Annotated in this window: 14 protein-coding genes, 1 tRNA gene and 1 riboswitch; of the genes, 6 read left to right on the top strand and 9 right to left on the bottom strand. The window is 45.9% G+C overall.

Features of this window, described 5'->3' with window-relative positions; all coding sequences use genetic code 11:
- Positions 1-116: 116 nt before the first annotated feature.
- The 5 genes from ASG33_RS25230 to ASG33_RS25210 form a co-directional block, all read right to left on the bottom strand.
- Positions 117-190: transfer RNA gene (locus ASG33_RS25230), tRNA-Pro, on the bottom strand.
- Positions 191-310: 120 nt separating this feature from the next.
- Positions 311-3,742 carry an efflux RND transporter permease subunit gene (locus ASG33_RS25225; RefSeq protein WP_056292257.1) on the bottom strand — a complete coding sequence of 1,144 codons (3,432 nt, stop codon included), beginning with the start codon at positions 3,740-3,742 and terminating at the stop codon, positions 311-313.
- Between the two features lie 105 nt (positions 3,743-3,847).
- On the bottom strand, positions 3,848-4,981 hold the full coding sequence (locus ASG33_RS25220; RefSeq protein ID WP_056292356.1) for an efflux RND transporter periplasmic adaptor subunit: 1,134 nt from the start codon (positions 4,979-4,981) through the stop codon (positions 3,848-3,850).
- 50 nt (positions 4,982-5,031) lie between these two features.
- Positions 5,032-6,399 carry a TolC family protein gene (locus ASG33_RS25215; RefSeq protein WP_056292254.1) on the bottom strand — a complete coding sequence of 456 codons (1,368 nt, stop codon included), beginning with the start codon at positions 6,397-6,399 and terminating at the stop codon, positions 5,032-5,034.
- The gene (locus ASG33_RS25210) at positions 6,389-7,015 is read right to left on the bottom strand and encodes a TetR/AcrR family transcriptional regulator (protein ID WP_157474967.1); all 627 of its coding nucleotides are present in this window, start codon (positions 7,013-7,015) and stop codon (positions 6,389-6,391) included. Before ASG33_RS25210 ends, ASG33_RS25215 begins: the two co-directional genes overlap by 11 nt.
- Positions 7,016-7,557: 542 nt before the next feature.
- Between ASG33_RS25210 and ASG33_RS25205 the strand changes: the two genes are divergently transcribed.
- Positions 7,558-9,057 carry an arginine decarboxylase gene (locus ASG33_RS25205; protein WP_056292250.1) on the top strand — a complete coding sequence of 500 codons (1,500 nt, stop codon included), beginning with the start codon at positions 7,558-7,560 and terminating at the stop codon, positions 9,055-9,057.
- Between the two features lie 111 nt (positions 9,058-9,168).
- On the top strand, positions 9,169-9,297 hold the full coding sequence (locus ASG33_RS26180; RefSeq protein WP_255356560.1) for a hypothetical protein: 129 nt from the start codon (positions 9,169-9,171) through the stop codon (positions 9,295-9,297).
- Here ASG33_RS26180 and ASG33_RS25200 read toward each other — a convergent pair.
- The 4 genes from ASG33_RS25200 to ASG33_RS25185 form a co-directional block, all read right to left on the bottom strand.
- Complete coding sequence (locus ASG33_RS25200; protein ID WP_056292247.1) at positions 9,294-9,824, bottom strand: HAD-IIIA family hydrolase; 531 nt, start codon at positions 9,822-9,824, stop codon at positions 9,294-9,296. The genes ASG33_RS26180 and ASG33_RS25200 overlap by 4 nt on opposite strands.
- A complete protein-coding gene (hemE, locus tag ASG33_RS25195) occupies positions 9,824-10,852 on the bottom strand; it encodes a uroporphyrinogen decarboxylase (RefSeq protein WP_056292244.1) in 1,029 nt (342 codons plus the stop codon). Before hemE ends, ASG33_RS25200 begins: the two co-directional genes overlap by 1 nt.
- Positions 10,853-10,879: 27 nt before the next feature.
- Positions 10,880-13,330 (bottom strand): TonB-dependent receptor, encoded by a 2,451-nt coding sequence (locus tag ASG33_RS25190; RefSeq protein WP_056292241.1) that lies wholly within the window; start codon positions 13,328-13,330, stop codon positions 10,880-10,882.
- A gap of 76 nt (positions 13,331-13,406) precedes the next feature.
- Positions 13,407-13,501: riboswitch (TPP riboswitch) on the bottom strand.
- A gap of 350 nt (positions 13,502-13,851) precedes the next feature.
- Positions 13,852-14,085, bottom strand: coding sequence for a hypothetical protein (locus ASG33_RS25185; protein ID WP_056292238.1), 234 nt, complete (start codon positions 14,083-14,085; stop codon positions 13,852-13,854).
- 115 nt (positions 14,086-14,200) lie between these two features.
- Here ASG33_RS25185 and rocD point away from each other — a divergent pair, with 115 nt between their 5' ends.
- The 4 genes from rocD (at position 14,201) to ASG33_RS25165 (ending at position 18,802) form a co-directional block, all read left to right on the top strand.
- Entirely contained in the window at positions 14,201-15,466 is a 1,266-nt protein-coding gene (rocD, locus tag ASG33_RS25180; RefSeq protein WP_056292235.1) for an ornithine--oxo-acid transaminase, read from the top strand.
- A complete protein-coding gene (locus tag ASG33_RS25175; RefSeq protein WP_056292232.1) occupies positions 15,463-16,854 on the top strand; it encodes a S41 family peptidase in 1,392 nt (463 codons plus the stop codon). Before rocD ends, ASG33_RS25175 begins: the two co-directional genes overlap by 4 nt.
- Positions 16,855-16,920: 66 nt before the next feature.
- The gene (locus tag ASG33_RS25170) at positions 16,921-17,175 is read left to right on the top strand and encodes a GlsB/YeaQ/YmgE family stress response membrane protein (RefSeq protein WP_056292229.1); all 255 of its coding nucleotides are present in this window, start codon (positions 16,921-16,923) and stop codon (positions 17,173-17,175) included.
- A gap of 109 nt (positions 17,176-17,284) precedes the next feature.
- Entirely contained in the window at positions 17,285-18,802 is a 1,518-nt protein-coding gene (locus ASG33_RS25165) for a GH3 auxin-responsive promoter family protein (protein ID WP_056292226.1), read from the top strand.
- Positions 18,803-18,943: the final 141 nt, after the last annotated feature.

Genomic DNA, 18,943 nt, shown 5'->3' with positions numbered 1-18,943 from the left:
AACCACTTGAAATAGTCAGATTCAGATCTTCTGGCTCGTATTGCCAACAAAAACTCAATGAGCTGGTGTCAATTCACTCTAAAACCAAAAAAGCCCGGTCTTTCGACCAGGCCTTGTCGGGATGACAAGATTCGAACTTGCGACCCCTAGCACCCCATGCTAGTGCGCTACCGGGCTGCGCTACATCCCGAGATTACTTACTGAGTAACTCAGTTCCCGAACTCTTTGGGGTTGCAAATCTAGGAATTTTTGGAATACTGCCTATTCCAATTTGAAGAAAATTGAAACAGGCAGCATTTTTTTAAAATTTCTAAATCGTCTCATTCTGCCAGTTCGGGTTCACCACTTCCGGCTTCTCTTTTCTGAACCACTTTTCCCGTACTCTTTCATTGACATAATACATACAGGGTACAAGGATCAGTGTCAGTACCGTTGAGAATGTAAGACCGAAAATGATCGTCCACGCCAGGATGTTCCAGAAGATTGAGCTCGGTCCGCCGATAACCAGGTCGGGTTCCAGGTTGCGGAACAGACCAACAAAGTCGACCGTAATGCCCAATGCGAGCGGCACAAGCCCTAATACAGCGGCCGAAGCAGTAAGTAGTACCGGAGTCAGGCGGATTGCGCCACCCTCAATAATTGCTTCGCGCATCGGGTAACCCCTGCCACGCAGCTCTTCGATAAACTCGATCAGAAGGATACCATTTTTTACCACAATACCTGCCAATGCGATGATACCCACACCGGACATGATCACGGAGAAGTCTTTGTTGAAAATCACAAAACCCAGCAATACCCCAATCAGTGAAAGAACAATCGTGAAGAAGATAATGAATGGTTTGACAACCGAGTTAAACTGCGTCGCAAGGATCAGGTAAATGAGCAAGATCGCCGCCCCGAATGCAGTTCCAAGGAAAGCCATAGATTCAGCTTGCTCTTCCTGCTCTCCTCCCATTTTAATCGTATATCCGTTTGGTACCTCCATATCTTCGATAAGCGTCTGGATCTGCGCAACGATTTCATTGGCATTATACCCCGGCAAAACATCGGAGCCCAGGGTTACGATCCGCCGCTGGTCCTGGCGGTTGATCTGGCTGAACGTAGTCGAGTAGTGGATATTGGCAACCGAGGTAATCGGAACCTGACGCAATGCACCTCCCATATTCATATCCCGGTAAACCACATTCAGACTGAGCAGCTTCTCAATTTGTTCCCGATCGTCTTTGTTCAACCTTACCATGATTGGATATTCATCTTTATCGTCACGGAATTTCGAAACTTCCAGACCGAACAATGCGGTACGTACTGCCAGGGCGATCTGCTGCGAGCTGATACCTTCGCGCTGCGCTTTTTCACGATCGATATCAATTACAATTTCAGGCTTGTTGGTTACCAGGTCAGAACGGAGCTGGTCAATTCCTTCAATTCCCGATTGCTGAACGCGCTGCATCACGCTTTTTTCGAGTTTTTGCAGTTCGTCAAATTCATCTCCTGAAATTTCAATGGAGATCGGCTTACCGGTTGGCGGTCCTACTGCTTCCCGTTCCACCGAAATTTCGGCGCCCGGGATACCTGTAACTGCCTCACGGATTTTGCGAAGAATAGCTTCGGAAGATCTTCCGCCACGCTCGGTTCCGTAAACAAATGCAACGGTCACTTTCGATTTATGCGGCGTCGCAGCACGATCGGGGTTGTACGGATCACCGGCATTTTTACCAACGTTGGCAATGACCGAGTTAACCATATCCATTGCTTTCTCTTTCTCCAAAACATCAAAAACACGTTTTTCAATGATTTTGGTAACAGAGTCGGTTACCCGGGCGTCTGTTCCGATCGGCATTTTGTTATATACATATACATAATCCGGATCGCCGCTTGGGAAGAACAATACCTTAGGCTGCGCTATACCGGTGATGATGAATGTAGCCACCAGCATGACCAGCATCGTAACAATCGCAATGACAGGCCGCCAGCCGTGCAGCAGCCAGTCAATGAATTTGCGGTAATTGTTTTTCAATGCAGGTAGCAAACGGTCCTGGAATGGAACAAGCACTCTTGGTGTCAGAATGTAGTGGTTGAACATCCATAGCACCAGGATGAACACCAGGAAGTTACCAAGCCCGCGGTCAATGACGTAACCTATCGCTGCGGCTACTGCCAGAATGATCACAGGCCTGCGAATGGCTTTGAAGCTGGTATCGTGTGCCTCTTTCTCATCATCGTGGCGGCCCATGAATGATACCGCGAATACCGGGTTCATCACGTAAGCGACAAAAAGCGATGCGCCTAGCGTGATAATCAGCGTGAGCGGCATGAATTTCATGAATTCCCCGACTATACCTGTCCAGAAAAGCAGCGGGAAGAATGGCGCAATCGTAGTCAGCGTACCTGAAAGAACCGGGATAAATACCTCGCCTGCAGCCGCCTTCACAGCCTGCTGGATCGTCCAGTCTTTATGTTGATTAAAAAGGCGGTGCGTATTTTCAATTACCACAATTGCATCATCCACCACCAGACCGATCCCCAGCAAAAACGCGAACAGTACGATCGTGTTCAATGTAAATTCGGTACCTACCATCGGGCCGATAATCGGCATCATTACGAATGCAACGAGTGCGGAAAGCGGCACTGACAAGCCGACGAAAATCGCGTCGCGCACACCCATAAAGAACATCAAAACCATTACCACGAAAATAAACCCGAGTACAACGGTGTTGATCAGATCGTGCAGGTCAGCTCTTGTCTGAATGGACTGGTCAGCAGTAATATTGATATCCAATCCCTGCGGGAAGCGGTTTTCCTTATAGTCTGCGATTGTCGCTTCAATTTTGTCCGCTGCGTCCACCAGGTTTTCTCCTGACCGTTTGATCACGTTCAATGTAATTACAGACTTGTTGGCCAAACGTGCGAAATCCTGCTGTTCTTCAAAATCATCTTTCACATCGGCAACATCGCCCAGTCGGATCGTCGCGCCAGTTGCGGTACGAATGCGGATATTTGCCATATCGGCAACATTGGTGTACTCGCCTTTTACACGCAAAGTTCTTCTTACACCGTCAACATTCAGCTCACCGCCTGAAACGTTGATGTTTTCACCCTGAACAGCAGTTTGAATGTCGTAAAAGGTAAGTCCGGTTGACTTCATCCGGTCCAGGTTTACATTGATCTGAATCTCGCGGTTCAATGCGCCGAGGATATCCACGCGGGTAATTTCAGGCAGTGCTTCAATGCCATCTTGCAAATCTTCTGCGTATTGTTTAAGTTGTTTCAGCGAGTAGTTACCTGCAATGTTCACGTTCATGATCGGGAACTCTGAGAAGTTCACATCCTGAGCTGTGGGGCCTGAGTCGAGGTTTTGGGGTAAGTCGGTCTTCGCCTTATCCACCGCATCGCGGACTCTTTGCAAGGCAACTTCAACCGCAACATCCGGGGTAAATTCCACCAGGATTACGGATACGTCCTGCAATGCGTTGGACTTGATCTTTTTAACCCCGCTCAGCGATTTCAGCTGCTTTTCAATGGGTTTGTTGATCGTGTTTTCGATATCCGCAGGTGCAGTACCGAAGTAGACGGTGTTGATATAGATCTGGGGGATCTTGATATCCGGGAATTGTTCTTTGGGCAGGTTATTATAAACCATAAACCCGGCCAACGTAATAATGAACGTAAAGATGTAGATCGTAGTCCTGTTCTCTACGCACCAGTTGGTGAACCCAAGGGTTTTATATTCGCTAAATTTCATGTGATCAATTTTGAATGACTCAATGACTGAATGAGTGAATGACTGAATTGTGCACTTAATGACAATCCCTGACTACAAATGACCTAACGGCCGTCATTCTGCATTTTAGTAACTAATCGGCTGTCCGTCGGAAACCTCCTGGTAGCCCAATGTAATCAGCTGATCACCTGCGGAAAGTCCTGACAGGATTTCGATTTTCCCATTGTAGCTCAAACCGGTTTTAACCTCACGTGCTTTGGCAATCTTCTTGTTGCCCTCAGTTACCGCTACATACACAACGTTACCTTTTTCTGTGCTTTGCACGAAGTTCTGGTCAACCGCCAATGCATTTTTGCTGGTAGCATCGTTGATCTGTACATTGGCCATCATATTGGGTTTGATGCTTTTGTCAGAAGGCAGGTTTGCTTCGATCGTAAATGTTCTGGAAAGCGGGTCCACAGCAGTGCTCACAAATGAAACCTTGGCTTTGTATTCTTTATCCAGATCAGGAAATTTCACGATCACCTCGTCGCCTTTTTTTACACTGGCCGCGTAGGTATCAGATACTTTGGCAGATACTTTCAGGTTGCTCAGGTTAACAATGCGAACCACGCCCATTCCCGGAGAAGCCATTTCGCCAACCTTTACATTCACCATATCTACCACACCCGCCATTGGCGATACGATGTTGGTTTGTGACAGCTGTGCATTCAGCGTGCTCATTCTCCTTTCAAGGGATTCCTTGTTATTCTTCGCCTGCAGGTATTGCAGTTCGGTACCTATTTTTTGGTCCCAAAGGTTTCTTTGCTTTTCATAAAGCGTGTTGGCAAGGCTCAGTTGGGTTTTCAGCTCTTCCACCGATTCAAGCAGCAGGCTGTTGTCAACCTTGCCGATAATGCTTCCTGCTTTCACAAAATCGCCTTCTTTTACGTACATCGCAGTCACTGCGCCGCCCGATTTCGGGGTTACCATTACATTGTTTTTTGCATCAACAGTACCCTGCAGCTCTACGTAGTGACGGAAAGTTTCAGGCGTCAATGTGTCAATGGATACCGGCTTCACTTTTGGCTCTGCCGCTTTTTTCGGATCCAGTTTCGTGATCTCGCTTTCAAGCGCTTTGATCTTTTTCTCGTTCTCAACCTGCTCTGCTTTCAGCTTCGCAAGCTCTTCTTTCTTACCTTCCAGGCCTTCTTTCTTTTCGCCCCCGCATGCTGCCAGCAGGATTGTCATGGCTGTTATTAATAGAATATTTTTTTTCATGATATAGGTAAATAGCAGTTTCAAATTTTGTTTCGGTGTTAATGTGATGCTCATTTCTCTGTATAAAGTTCTCCTTTGGCTCTGCTCAGATCAACTTTGGCGATCATCAGATCGTAGAGTGCTGTGAAGTAATTGGTCTGCGCTTCTTTCAGCGAAGATTCTGCATTGATTACCTCTATATTTGAGCCTACGCCTTCTTTGTATTTGATTTTGGAAACGCGCACAATTTCCTCTGCAAGTGTCAGGTTGCGCTTCTGCGTTTCGAGCGTTGCAAATGCATTCTTGATGTTGATCCCCGCCTGGTTGTTTTCGAGATCAATCGATTGTTTCAGCAAAGTCTGGCTGTTCTTAACCTTGTCAATCGCGATCTTTTTCTGGTTGATCTGGTATCTTTTGGAAAAACCGTCGAAAATCGGGACGTTAAGGTTTACGGTTAACACCATATTGTTGAACCAGTTGCGGGAAAATAAATGTGCAAACTTGTCGTAACCCGCATTATATCCATAACCGAGCGAAGCCGACAAGCTTGGAAGGTACCCGCTGCGGACATTGCGCAGGTCGAGGCCGGCTAACTTTTCCTGAGTACTTAACAGCGAGTATTCAATGCGGTTTTCATAACTCAGGTCAGAACCCACAGTCGCTGTCCTGAGCGAGTCCACATTCACTGCATTGATATCATCTGTCAGGTTGATCGGCTCGTTGGCAGGCATTCCCATCTGGTATTTCAGGAGTGCGTAGCTGAGCTCGATAAGGTTCTGAACTTTCTGACGTTCGGTTTGCAGGTTGTTGATCTGCACTTCCAGCCTGTTTACATCCAGAAGCTCAACAAAGCCGCTTGCATTCATCGCCTTGGTTTCACGCATCAATGAATCAACACGCGAAATATTCAGGTCAAGCAGCTTCGCGCGCTCTTCGGCAACCTGCGCTGAGTAGTAAGCTTTTGTAACTGCTTCCGCTACCTGCACTTTCGACGAAGTCGTCGATTTCTGCGCCAGCTCGCGATAAGTTGCTGCTGCTTTCAGACCAATAAAGTAGGAACCGTTAAAAATGAGCTGGTTCAAATTGGCAGAGGCCGAACCTTGCCAGGGGATACCAAACTCAACCGCAGCCGGCGGCGCGTCGGCAGGAGCAGTGGGATCGAATGCATTTGCCGGAAGGAAAAACCTGGGGATAATAATGTTGTTTGTCACCGACACGGCCGCACTTACCTGAGGCAAACCTGCTGCCCTGATTTCACCAATGCGGGCTTCTGCGGAAGTCGCATCCAGTTGTGCATTCTTAATATTCAGGTTGTGCTTGATCGCATAGTCGACGGCCTGTTCGAGCGAGTAGCCGCCGTCTTGTGCGCGTATGGAGGCGAAACTTAGCAAAACGGCCAGCAGTGCGAGACTGCCACGTATTGTAATGTTATTTTTCATGGATGTTAATTTCAAGTGCTGATTTATCTTTTATGGTGTTGTAAAATTCAAATCCTTTTTCGGATAAAACCCCCCTCAGAAAGTGCAGCAGAAACTGCATCTGGATCTGCATCATATCGAATTTCCGGGGCGGGAAAATGGTCGGGTCGAAACCCATCACAACCTGTTCGACGCGCAACAATGCGAGGATATCCACGTCGATTTCCGGTCGGTACAATCCCAGCTCGATCCCTTTGAGCAGATTGTCGCGGAGGCTTTTGATGATATATTCATGTTTGTATGTTTGAAATAGGCCCCATGCATCAGGATAATACTTTTTAAGGTCGTACAGGAAGGTCGGGTTCATGTTCGCCATGGTCTCGCGCATTTGTACAGAAGAATAAATCAACTGTTCGATAGGATTTTCGGCCCGCTCATCGAGCTTTTCCAGCTCGCATTGCTGGGAGTTGAGCTCTTCCTGTATTACAAGGGCCAAAATCGCTTCCTTGTCCGAATAATGCTGGTAAATGGTCCTTTTCGAAATCCCCAGGTCTCTGGCAATATCATCCATTGTGACGCTCTTGATCCCATAGCGCCAGAACAGATTTAATGCTGATTTTATAATTCGATCTTTCACGGTTCAAATTTGAAATATTCGAATGATAAAAACTAAGGAAACTCCGGGTATTTTTAAAGTTTTCTAATTTTTTGCCTGATAATAGCCGGTTTTCCTGGAACAAGTTGCTCAACGATCTCCGCAATGCATCTGAAATCAGCTATTTAGCCAGTCTTCTTTTTTTTTAAGTGTTAAAAAACCTGGGCAACCTCCTGCACTCACGTTTTTGCCGGTGAAATCTTAACAATAATTTATTTGTACTATTTAAATAAATTCTATTGCGGATTGCGACAAGCCGGTGTAACTACGTGTGAAGGTTTGATCCTGTTTTGATCTTTCAACAGACTAAAAATAGGCACAGCAATGCAGCAGGATCAATTGAAAAATAATCAAGCGGGGTATTTGAAGGATGAACCGATTGAATCGACCGATAAATAGGTGAAGAAATGAATGATTTCAGCCCGTTCAATGTTTGCATATGAGATATATTCTGGCCAAATTTCGGGTCTTTTTGTTCCTTTTTTACTTACAATTCATTCATTACAACCGCGACAAAGCAAATAATGAAAAGCAGCTACATTGATCTTATTGAGCAGACGTTCGAGTTTCCGACCATGGAGTTCAACGTTGATAATAACGAATTGCTGTTCAACAATGTACCTCTGATGGATATCATCAGGGAGCACGGTACGCCTCTTAAAATAAATTATTTACCTAAAATCGGGGAGCATATCGAAAATGCGAATATGTTTTTCCGGAATGCTTTCAAGCGGCACAATTACAAAGGAACTTACACCTACTGCTATTGTACCAAGTCTTCACATTTCAGTTTTGTACTGGAAGAGGCTTTGAAACACAACATTCACATAGAAACTTCATCCGCTTTTGATATTCCCATTATCCGGGAATTGTACCGCCGCGGAAAGGTTACTAAAAGTACCTATATTCTCGCTAACGGTTACAAGCTACCGCGCTACACGCAGTATCTGAGCGAGCTTATCAATGAAGGCTTCAATGTGATCCCTATTCTGGATAACCTCAAAGAAATCGAATCTTATGAGCAGCAGGTTACTGCGGATGTTGTGAATTTCGGAATGCGCATTGCTACGGATGAAGAGCCAAATTTTGCATTCTATACTTCGCGTCTGGGTATCCGTTACCACGATGTGCAGCAGCTATATAAAGAGAAGATCGAGCCAAACCCACGGTTTAAGCTCAAAATGCTGCACTTCTTTATCAACACAGGTATCAAGGATAGTGCATACTACTGGAGTGAGCTTACCCGGTTTATGTTCAAATACTGCGAAATGCAGAAAATCTGCCCTGAGCTTGATTCTATCGATATCGGCGGCGGGTTACCTATTCAGACTTCCCTGCAATCCAACTACGATTATCAGCAGATGATCGACGAGATCATTGAAAACATCCAGTGGATCTGCAACAAGAACAACGTTCCCGTTCCGCATATATTTACGGAATTCGGAAGCTATACAGTAGGCGAGAGTGGCGCGGTGATTTATGAAATCATCGACAAAAAGCTGCAAAACGATAAAGAGCTTTGGTACATGATCAATGGATCATTCATCACTCAGCTACCAGATTCGTGGGGTATGAACCAGAAGTATATCATGCTCCCGATCAACAACTGGGACAGTCCGTACCAGAAGGTGAACCTCGGCGGACTGACTTGTGACTCGCAGGATTTCTACAACAGTGAAATGCACAGCGCCGATCTGTACATGCCGATTTTTGAAGAAGAAACCGAAAAACAATACATCGGATTTTTCCATACCGGCGCTTACCAGGAATCTCTGGGAGGCTACGGCGGAATCCAGCACTGCCTGATCCCGGCGCCAAAACACGTTTTGGTGGATAAGGATGAAGACGGCAAGATTACAACGCGTGTTTTCGCAGAAGAACAAAACAGCGATTCAATGCTTCGGATTCTGGGCTTTAAAGAAGAGCCTTTTACGAGCCAGATCAATAATAATGATGGCAAGGAAGATGCACCGGCAGCGCTGGCCGAAGTAGTAGAGGAAGAATTGGTTGAAACAAAAATTTAACCGCTTAATATAAAGTTCTTTGGATGGTTTCGTTATTAGTCAGATAGTAACGCTCGTTCAAAGAACTTTTTTTATATTTTTACGGTGACAAAATCTTATACGAACAGAAAAATGAAGAAGATACTGGTACTTTTCGCTATTTGCGGAACATTGGCAGCTTCTGCCTGCACCAAGCATGCTTGCCCGGCTTACGGCTCAATCCAGAAAGCGCCGCAAGCTGCTCCGATAGTAAAAGCCTAGTTTCCGGCTTTCAATATGATTTTGGCTGCTTCTAATAAATTAACAGCCGCATAATCACCCTCCGATCTTTCATTTTCAGGAACAATGTGAATTGTTCTCACTCCCGCATTTTTTCCAGCCTGCATATCCCTGTCACGGTCACCGATCATCCAGGATTGTTCAGGGTCAATGTTGTACTTACCAATTGCCTTTTCCAGCATCAGCGAGCCCGGCTTTCTCGATAGTGAAGCGCCGGAATATTGTGGGTGATAGGGAGAAAAGTACAGATCGTCCAGTACATTTCCGGAAGCCTGCTGCATCGCTTCGTGAATCGCATATACATGTTCAGGTCCGTACAGCCCTTTTGCGATTCCGGCCTGGTTTGTCACAACAATCAGCAGATAACCCGCATTTTTCAGCAGGTTCAAAGCTTCCGGTACACCTTCCGGAATCACCAGCTTGTCGAGATTGTACATATAGTCCGGACAATCTTCATTGAGCACGCCGTCTCGGTCAAGGAAAACGCATTTGGTTTTTGGTACTGTCATTACAGGCTTGAGTATTCTTTAACGGATTCAATGAAGCATCTTACCTTATCAGGATCAGTATCGGGATAAACGCCGTGGCCTAGGTTGGCAATGTATCTCTGTGTGCCAAACTGTTCCAGCATTTTCTTCACCTCAATCCTGATCTGATCGTACGAAGCATATAATACGCAGGGATCCAGATTTCCTTGCAGCGTTTTGTTCGGGATCAGTTCACGCGATTCACGGATATCCATATTCCAGTCGAGCCCCACCACATCGCAGCTCAGTTCGCTGATCTCTTTTCTTGCAAAGAATGCACCTTTGGCAAAAACAGTAACTGGTACTTCGTTAATCGCGTCGCAAATCTGCTTGATATAGGGAAGTGAGAAAATGCGGTACTGCTCGGGCGAAAGAATGCCCGCCCAGGAATCAAATAGCTGCACGAGATTGGCACCTGCTGCAACCTGCGCTTTCAGGTAAGCAATGGTGCTGTCTGTTATTTTTTGCAGTAAAGCGTGAGAGAATTCAGGATCTGCGTATAAATGCTTTTTGGCGACAGAAAACGTTTTGGAGCCTTTTCCTTCTGTCATATAACAGAAAATCGTAAATGGTGCTCCTGCGAAACCTATCAACGGAACCCGATTTTCCAGTCCCTGCTTGGTGATTTTGATAGCATCCAACACATATTTCAGATCTGTTTCAGGCTCGGCGATATGCAGCTTTGCAAGATCCTGCATGGAATGCACGGTTGCCGGGAAAACCGGTCCGCGCTGCTCGGCCATTTCATAAGGCAGCCCCATTGCTTCGGGGATTACGAGAATATCTGAAAATATAATAGCCGCATCGACGCCGAGTAAATCAACAGGTTGCAATGTTACTTCGGCTGCCAGTTCGGGTGTAGTAGCAAGCTTGATGAAGCTGCCGGCTTTTTCTCTAACCGCCCTGTATTCAGCCAAAATCCGGCCAGCCTGGCGCATCATCCAAACCGGCGTCCGCTCCGTTTTCTCGCCCCGCGCCGCACGGATTAAAAGGTCATTTTTGAGTTCCATGCGGCAAAGGTAGCCAGAAAGTCGAAATCAAAACCTAAAATTGACCCCTATCAGAAAGTTTCTGCCGGCTTGCGGGAAGTAGAAATTTTCTTGTGTTAATGCGCCTCCGGCGATGTAGCCGTAAGTATATCCATTGGATTCATATTGTTCAGCCAGGATGTTGTTGACCAGTAGGTTGAACGCAATTTCATTCGCCCATTTCGGTTTGATCGTCCAAGACAAACGCACATCATTCGTAAAATAGGCATCCAGTCTCCGGCTTTCTGTGGAGGTATTGTCGAGATATTGCTTCCCTACATACTTCGTCAGTAATGCAAGCTCCACGTTTTTGTAGATTGAATAAGTCAACTGACTTCCGGCAATTACATTGGGTGAGAAAGAAATGTCAGACTTTCCATGATTTACGGTTTGGTAGCCTCCATTATCATAATCAACCACATACTCGGTGAAATTATCGATTTTGTTCCGGCTGAAAGTTGCATTTACATTCCATTTCAAAAAGCGGTTGAAAGCCACTGCGCCTTCCAGCTCTATTCCTGTACGATAACTTTTGGGAACATTCACGCGGATTGAATTGCCAACGTCATTGATCTGCCCGGTGAGTACCAGCTGATTTTTGTAATGCATTAAATAATAATTCGCCGCAAAAGCCCATTTTCCCTGCTGTGTCCGGAAACCCGCTTCTACATTCTGCAGACTTTCATTTTTCGGAAATAAAACGGCGGTTGTGTTGGTAAGATCGTCCCGGTTTGGCTCGCGGTTACCAATACTGTAAGAGGCATAAACACTGCTCTGGTCTGCAATCTGGTAAGTAAGTCCTGCTTTTGGGTTGAAGAAAGAATACGATTGATCAACTGCTAATTGAACCTGGTCATTGTCTGTTCCATGAATGGCGTGACTTACAGTTCTGAATTGCAGATCTGCAAATGCATTGAGCTTGTCGGTAAACTGGTAGTACAGTTTTCCATAAACATTAAAATCTTTTTTGATTCCCTGACTGTAATAATACCGATGTTCATTTTCGATATTTCCCGCATTTCTCGCCCAGATAATCTGTCCGTAATGGTCACCATCGTATTTATTCCAGCCACCGCCGATGCTGGCAGTCAGCTTTTTGAAACTGTTATAATCCAGTGAAAAGGTAGTTCCGTAAAAGTAATTGTCAAGCCAGCGTCTGCGGATCAGATCGGTGCTTTCCAGCGTGTCCGGGCCGATTACTACATTGGGCAAGTTATAGTTCGCGTAATCATCGCCTTTCCGGTACTGTTCGTAATATCCCAAACCTCTTACCAGAAATGCATTCAGGTTGAAGTTCCATTTGTCGCTCAGGTTATGCGAGGAAACGATCTGATAATGGTCCTGGCGGTAGTTATCTACTTCGTTTTTGTAAGTATAAGAATTGTAGGTACGGTTGTCGGAATTAAGGAGGTTTTGCGCATCTGCTTCGTCCAACCCGTTTCTTTCGATATAGCCTAAGATTCCCTCGCGATCTCCGCGCAACTTAGCTTCCGGTACCCCGTTCCACGACTGGTAAGTCCGCTCTTTTCCCGAAAATACATTCACGCGTACAAAACTTTTCTTGCCAAAATAACCACCTGACAAATAATAGGAATGCAGCTCTGAAGCAGCGCGATCCACAAAACCGTCCGACGAAACACGGGAAAGCCGCGCGTCAAATGTGAATTTATCTTTGATCAAGCCGGTACCCACTTTCAATGTGTTTTTGAAAGTATTGAAAGATCCGTAAGCGTTGTTCAGCTCGGCATAAGCTTCTTTACGCAACGCATTGGTGTTGATATTGACGGTTGCACCAAAAGAAGCGGCTCCATTAGTAGAGGTACCTACGCCACGCTGGATCTGAATGCTGCTTACCGACGAGGCAAAGTCGGGCATATTCACCCAAAAAACGCCCTGGCTTTCGGCATCATTATAAGGTATTCCGTTGACGGTCACATTAATGCGCGTTGCATCAGAGCCGCGGATCCTGATTCCGGTGTAACCCACACCTGCGCCCGCGTCGCTTGTACTTACCAGCGAAGGAGTGAAGTTGAGCAATACCGGCAAGTCTTGTCCAAGATTTTGCTTATCGATAGCCGCGGCGCTCACATTCGTAAATGCCATGGCGCTTTTTTCATTCACGCGGGTTGCATTGATCACTACCTCATCGGCCTGGTAAGTGCTGCGGACCAGCTTGACTTCCAGCTGATTTTGTCCCGTTAACTGGATTTGAATACTTTGGTAGCCAATGTAAGAGACTTCGATCTGGCCGACGTTCTCCGAGATGTTGCGGAGGGAGAAGTTTCCGTTCTGGTCGGAGTTGGTACCTCTTATATCGGAAGCGACGATGGTCGCTCCGGGGAGCGGCTTGCCGTCTTCGGCGTCGGTAACGCGACCGGTAATAGTGCGTTGTGCAAAGATATTGGCACAAAAAGCCACGCTGAAAATCAGCATAAGCAGATAGGTAGTAACGTTTCGCATTGCGAGATAAATAGTTACAACAGGCAGGGGCCACCTATCTTGGTTTAAAACAATAAATGAAACTTAGAAGCAATGGATTATTCCAGCTTTCTCTTCCTACGCCGGCATTACCCGGATCAGGTTTATGGGTATGATCTCAGCCCGTCAGGTAGGGCACCCCTTTGAGATTATGGTTGCAAAAGTACTGAGTGAAGTTGACGTTTCAAGCGAAAACAGTGCTATTCTTTTCTGGATTCCAGTCTATCGAGATTCAGACTTGTATGAAAAATAGCGAAAGCGACGACGCTTTTTTTTTACTTCGTCAATCCTAAAATGTATGTTAAAGGGAAAGATTGGTATCCGAGCCACACGGGCATTTTTATATCGAATTTCATATAAGTAGGGATTGCTACCTATAAATTCGAGTTTTCTTTTGACCAAGTGTGTGAATCGCCTGCCCAAGCCGGGTTGCTGTTTATCATACCATTGTGCAGCTTCCCTGATATCACGCCGGGCAGAGCGTGGAATCTGAATTCTGTACATTAAAGATCCTTTTCAATCTCTCTCATGGCTTCTTCCAAATCCAGCGAATCTTCCAGTCCGGCATCAAATGCTTCCATTCTATTCAGGACGATCTTTTTTTGCCAGTCAGGAATTTGATATGCTCCTGCACTTTCAATGTCAGAAGGTTCGGACTTGAGGGAGTTCCATTCCTGTACGGGAATAAATATGCAAGTCAGGATGTTTTGATAATCTGGATTATAGTGCGCTTTCATGATCTTTGATTTTGTTATCTTTTACAAATATAAGATTATAAGGCTTACTGTAAAATCACTGATTCCCTCAATGCTTTTCTCTATTTTTACGTAAGATAGAAAAGACAATATAACGATGGAAAAAATCTCAGACTATACAGACACGATCAGCAGCTCACAGCAGGCAATAGAGCTCGAATACCGCTATGGCGCTCATAACTACAAACCAATGCCTGTCGTGCTGGAAAGAGGATCAGGCGTGCATGTCTGGGATGTGGAAGGCAGACAGTACCTCGATTTTCTCTCTGCGTATAGTGCCGTCAGCCAGGGGCATTGCCATTCGCATATCATCAATGCATTGATCTCGCAGGCACAGAAACTGACCCTTACTTCGCGTGCATTTTACAACGACCGTCTGGGAGAATGTGAAAAGTACCTGTGCGAGTACTTTGGGTATGATAAGGTTTTAATGATGAATTCGGGCGTGGAAGGCGGCGAAACCGCATTGAAACTTACCCGGAAATGGGCATATAAAGTAAAAGGAATCGAGCCTGGAAAAGCCAAAACAGTTTATGCTTCGGGTAACTTCTGGGGGAGGACACTGGCCGCTATTTCATCTTCAACCGATCCTTCCAGCACCGATGATTACGGGCCGTTTTTGCCGGGTTATGAAATCATTCCTTACGATGATCTGGATGCATTGGAATCTATTTTCAAAAGCGATCCTAATGTAGCCGGTTTTATGGTTGAGCCGATCCAGGGAGAAGCCGGCGTGGTAGTACCAAAAGCAGGTTATCTGAAAGGAGTGCGTGATTTGTGTACCCAATACAATGTGCTTTTCATAGCTGACGAAGTGCAAACCGGCATCGGGCGAACAGGGAAGCGACTTGCCTGTGACTGGGAAGGTGTAAAACCGGATATACTGGTTCTGGGAAAAGCGCTTTCAGGTGGTGTAATGCCGGTTTCAGCTGCATTTGCCGACGATGAAATTATGCTCACGATCGCGCCAGGCGAGCACGGCTCTACTTACGGCGGTAACCCGCTGGCTTGTGCTGTGACCATCGCTGCCATGGAAGTGGTAGAAAATGAAAACCTGGCTGAAAATGCGGACAGAATGGGTTCTCTTTTCAGAAGAAGAATGCAGGATTTACAACAACAATGTTCTCTGATTGAAAGCGTTAGAGGAAAGGGGCTTTTGAATGCGATCGTAATCCGCGACAGCGAAGAAGGTACTACCGGAATGGAACTTTGTTATAAAATGATGGAGAAAGGACTGCTCTGCAAACCTACCCACGGCAACAAAATTCGTTTTGCACCTCCGCTGGTGATCAATGAAGAACAAATGAACCAGGCTTGTGACATTATCAAAGAAGTTTTCCTCGCATTTAACAACGCATTATGAAAACTAAATACCTCCTGATCCTCCTGCTCACAGGTGCACTTTTTAATGGTTGTCGTGAAAAAAACGTTGATCCTGCTACGGAAACGCAGACTAACGAATGGATTTACGCCAATATGAAGTACTGGTATTACTGGAACGACCACATTACCGCTTCACCGGATTATACAAAAAAGCCGGACGATTTTTTCGAATCCTTATTGTACAGGTTTGATGCAAATGCGCGGCCTGACGGGGATCGTTTTTCGTGGATACAGGAAAGTGCAGATGAATTGCAGGCTTCGCTGGCAGGAGAATCCAAAACGACCGGAATGGAGTACAAGCTGGTGTATTTTCCAAGTGGCTCCACCAATGTAATCGGGATTGTATTGTACGTAATCCCCGATTCACCGGCCGACAAAGCCGGATTCGTGCGGGGGGATATTTTCAATAGTGTAAATGATCAGAAACTGACCGGGAGCAATTACAGTCAGCTACTGAATACCGAGGATAAAAAGACATTCAAACTGGCAAAAATTAATGGTACTGCACTGGAAGAAACAACGACCAGCAGGGAGCTTGCACCGATTGTTTTGCAGGAAGATCCCGTCTTTTTTGATACAATATTCACGTACGGGCCCAACAAAATAGGGTATGTAGTTTACCATCAGTTTATCCCGCAGCCTTACAAGACAAGCAACGGACAGTACGATAAAAAGCTGGATAATATCTTCACAACCTTTCAGCGGAATAATGTAAATGCATTGGTAGTCGATCTGAGGTATAATCCGGGTGGTTATGTCAGTTCTGCAACCAACCTGGCCAGTTTGATCGTGAAAGGTAGTTCGAATGACATTTTTTACTATAAAGAATACAACGATGAGGTGACGGAGACCAACCGTAAGAAGTTTGGCGACAGCTATTTTTACGATAAGTTTATTACCAAAACACAAAACATCGGCGGCAACCTGAACAATCTCGTATTCCTGGTTTCATCGCGTTCTGCTTCCGCCAGTGAGTTGCTGATCAACGGGTTAAAGCCTTACATGGATGTTACCCTTGTTGGTACCCGAACAGTCGGTAAAAACGTAGGCTCGGTGACATTGACGGGAGAGGATAAAGGTATTAAATGGGGCTTACAGCCGATTGTTTCCAAATCGCTGAACAGAGATAAAAAATCGGATTACCACACAGGCTTCGTTCCTGATATCCCCGCCAGCGAGGGCAATATCCTCTATCGCTACGGAGATCCGCGTGACCCTTTGCTTGGGGAAGCTTTGTTCAAAATCACAGGAAGCCGGGTAGTACGTCAGGGACGTGGCGTTCATACTTTACAGGAAGAAGAAAGTCAGGAAATTACTTCCTCGGTTGCAAAGAAAGCGGGCGGCAGCAATATGTTTTATGATAAATGATTCTGGTAGGGCATAGTTTTTGAGAATAGGGATGTAATCACATTCATCTAATCTAAACTAAGCATTATGGGAGTTTTAACGTGGATTATCGTCGGACTGGTTGCCGGTGCTATTGCAAAGGCACTTCACCCGGGAAAAGATCCGGGCGGTTTTATTGTTACCATATTGATTGGTATCGCAGGTGCCGTGATCGGGGGCTGGATTTCATCTATGCTGGGTTACGGGACTGTTGACGGATTTAATTTTGGAAGCCTTTTCATTGCCATCTTAGGTGCAATTCTGCTTCTTTTTATCTACCGGAAATTTAGCTCCAGATCATAAAATTCTTCGGAACAGAATGGTGGGAAACAGCTTCAAAAACTGTTCTCCCACCATTTTTTATTGTTATTTTTACGGTCTTGCATCTGGCACTTCAAACTGAGTAAATACAATGAAGCTGGTTAACGATATGACTGTCTGGTTCTTAAAGCGCCGCTTTGAGAGAATAGAGCAGTTTAGGAAATATCCCATTGAGACTCAGCAACGCATCTTTTCGGAGTTGATTGAAACCGCGCGATATACGGAGTGGGGAAGCAGGTTCAATTACAGTCAGATCAAAACAGTCAGGGAATTTCAGGAACAGGTGCCGGTATCTACTTACGAGGACCTTTATCCCTATATCGAGCGCGTACTCAAAGGCGAGCCGAATGTCATGTGGCCTTCACAGATCGAATGGTTTTCAAAATCGTCTGGTACCACCAATGCGAGAAGCAAATACCTCCCGGTATCACCGGAAGCGCTGGAAGAATGCCATTATGAGGGAGGGAAAGATATGATGACACTGCTCATCAACAACCGCCCGGATACGCGTGTTTTCGACGGTAAAGGTTTATCGATCGGCGGTACGCTGCACGCCAATCCATTCGATGACTATACCCAGGTCGGCGACGTTTCGGCGGTGATTATGCAAAATCTGCCTTCATGGGCAGAATTTATGCGTACTCCGCCGCTGGAAGTGGCATTGATGGATCATTGGGAAAACAAACTCGAAAAAATGGCTTCCATTTGCTCGCAGGAAAATGTGACGAGCATTCTTGGCGTACCTACCTGGACCATCGTGCTGCTGGATCAGATCCTTGAACTGACCGGCAAGAAGAATATGCTCGAAGTGTGGCCCGATTTTGAAGTTTTTGTACACGGCGCAGTCTCGTTCGAGCCTTATCGCGAGCTTTTTATGACTAAATACTTCCCGTCGGACCAGGTTTTATATCTTGAAACTTACAGTGCATCGGAAGGTTTTTTCGCTATCCAGGATGATGTGAATAGGGTAGGAGAAATGCTGCTGATGCTTGATTACGGTATTTTCTACGAATTCGTACCAGTTGAGGAAGTTGGTAAAAAGCATCCGAGAGCACTATTGCTCGACGAAGTGGAAGTAGGAAAGAATTATGCAATGGTGATCTCGACCAATGCAGGATTGTGGCGCTATTTGATTGGAGATACCGTCAAATTTACTTCCGTTTATCCGTTCCGGCTAAAAGTAAGCGGGCGTACCAAGCATTTTATCAATGCATTTGGAGAAGAAGTGATTGTTGAAAATGCAGATCATGCGATCAAAGTAGCGGCTCAGAAGTCGGATTGCCTGGTGGCGAACTATACCGCCGGCCCGGTGTATATGGGCGACGGTTCGCGCGGTAGCCACGAGTGGGTGATCGAATTCACCAAAGCGCCGGAAGATGAACAACTTTTCAGTGAGGCACTGGACAATGCATTGCGCGAAGTCAACTCCGATTATGATGCTAAAAGATACAAGGATATGGCGCTGCTGCCGCCTCTGATCCACTTCGTACCCGCAGGTACCTTCTACGCCTGGATGGGCAAGCGCCAGAAACTCGGCGGCCAGAACAAAGTGCCGAGATTAAGTAACACGAGGGAGTATTTGGATGACTTGCTGGAAGGGATTGGCTAGGCTGTCGGCTGTCGGCTATCGGCACTCGGCTATTGAGTTGTTTTTGACATCCGATGTCTGAATGCAAATGTATTTTGTTGACTGCCCCGCTTCAAATAAAAAAGCCGAAAGCTGACTGCCGAAAGCCGAAGTTTTCATTAA

This window comes from Dyadobacter sp. Leaf189 (assembly GCF_001424405.1).
Taxonomy (GTDB): Bacteria; Bacteroidota; Bacteroidia; order Cytophagales; family Spirosomataceae; genus Dyadobacter.
Note: the sequence above shows the minus strand (reverse complement) of the source record. Positions and strands in the feature narration are given on the sequence as shown.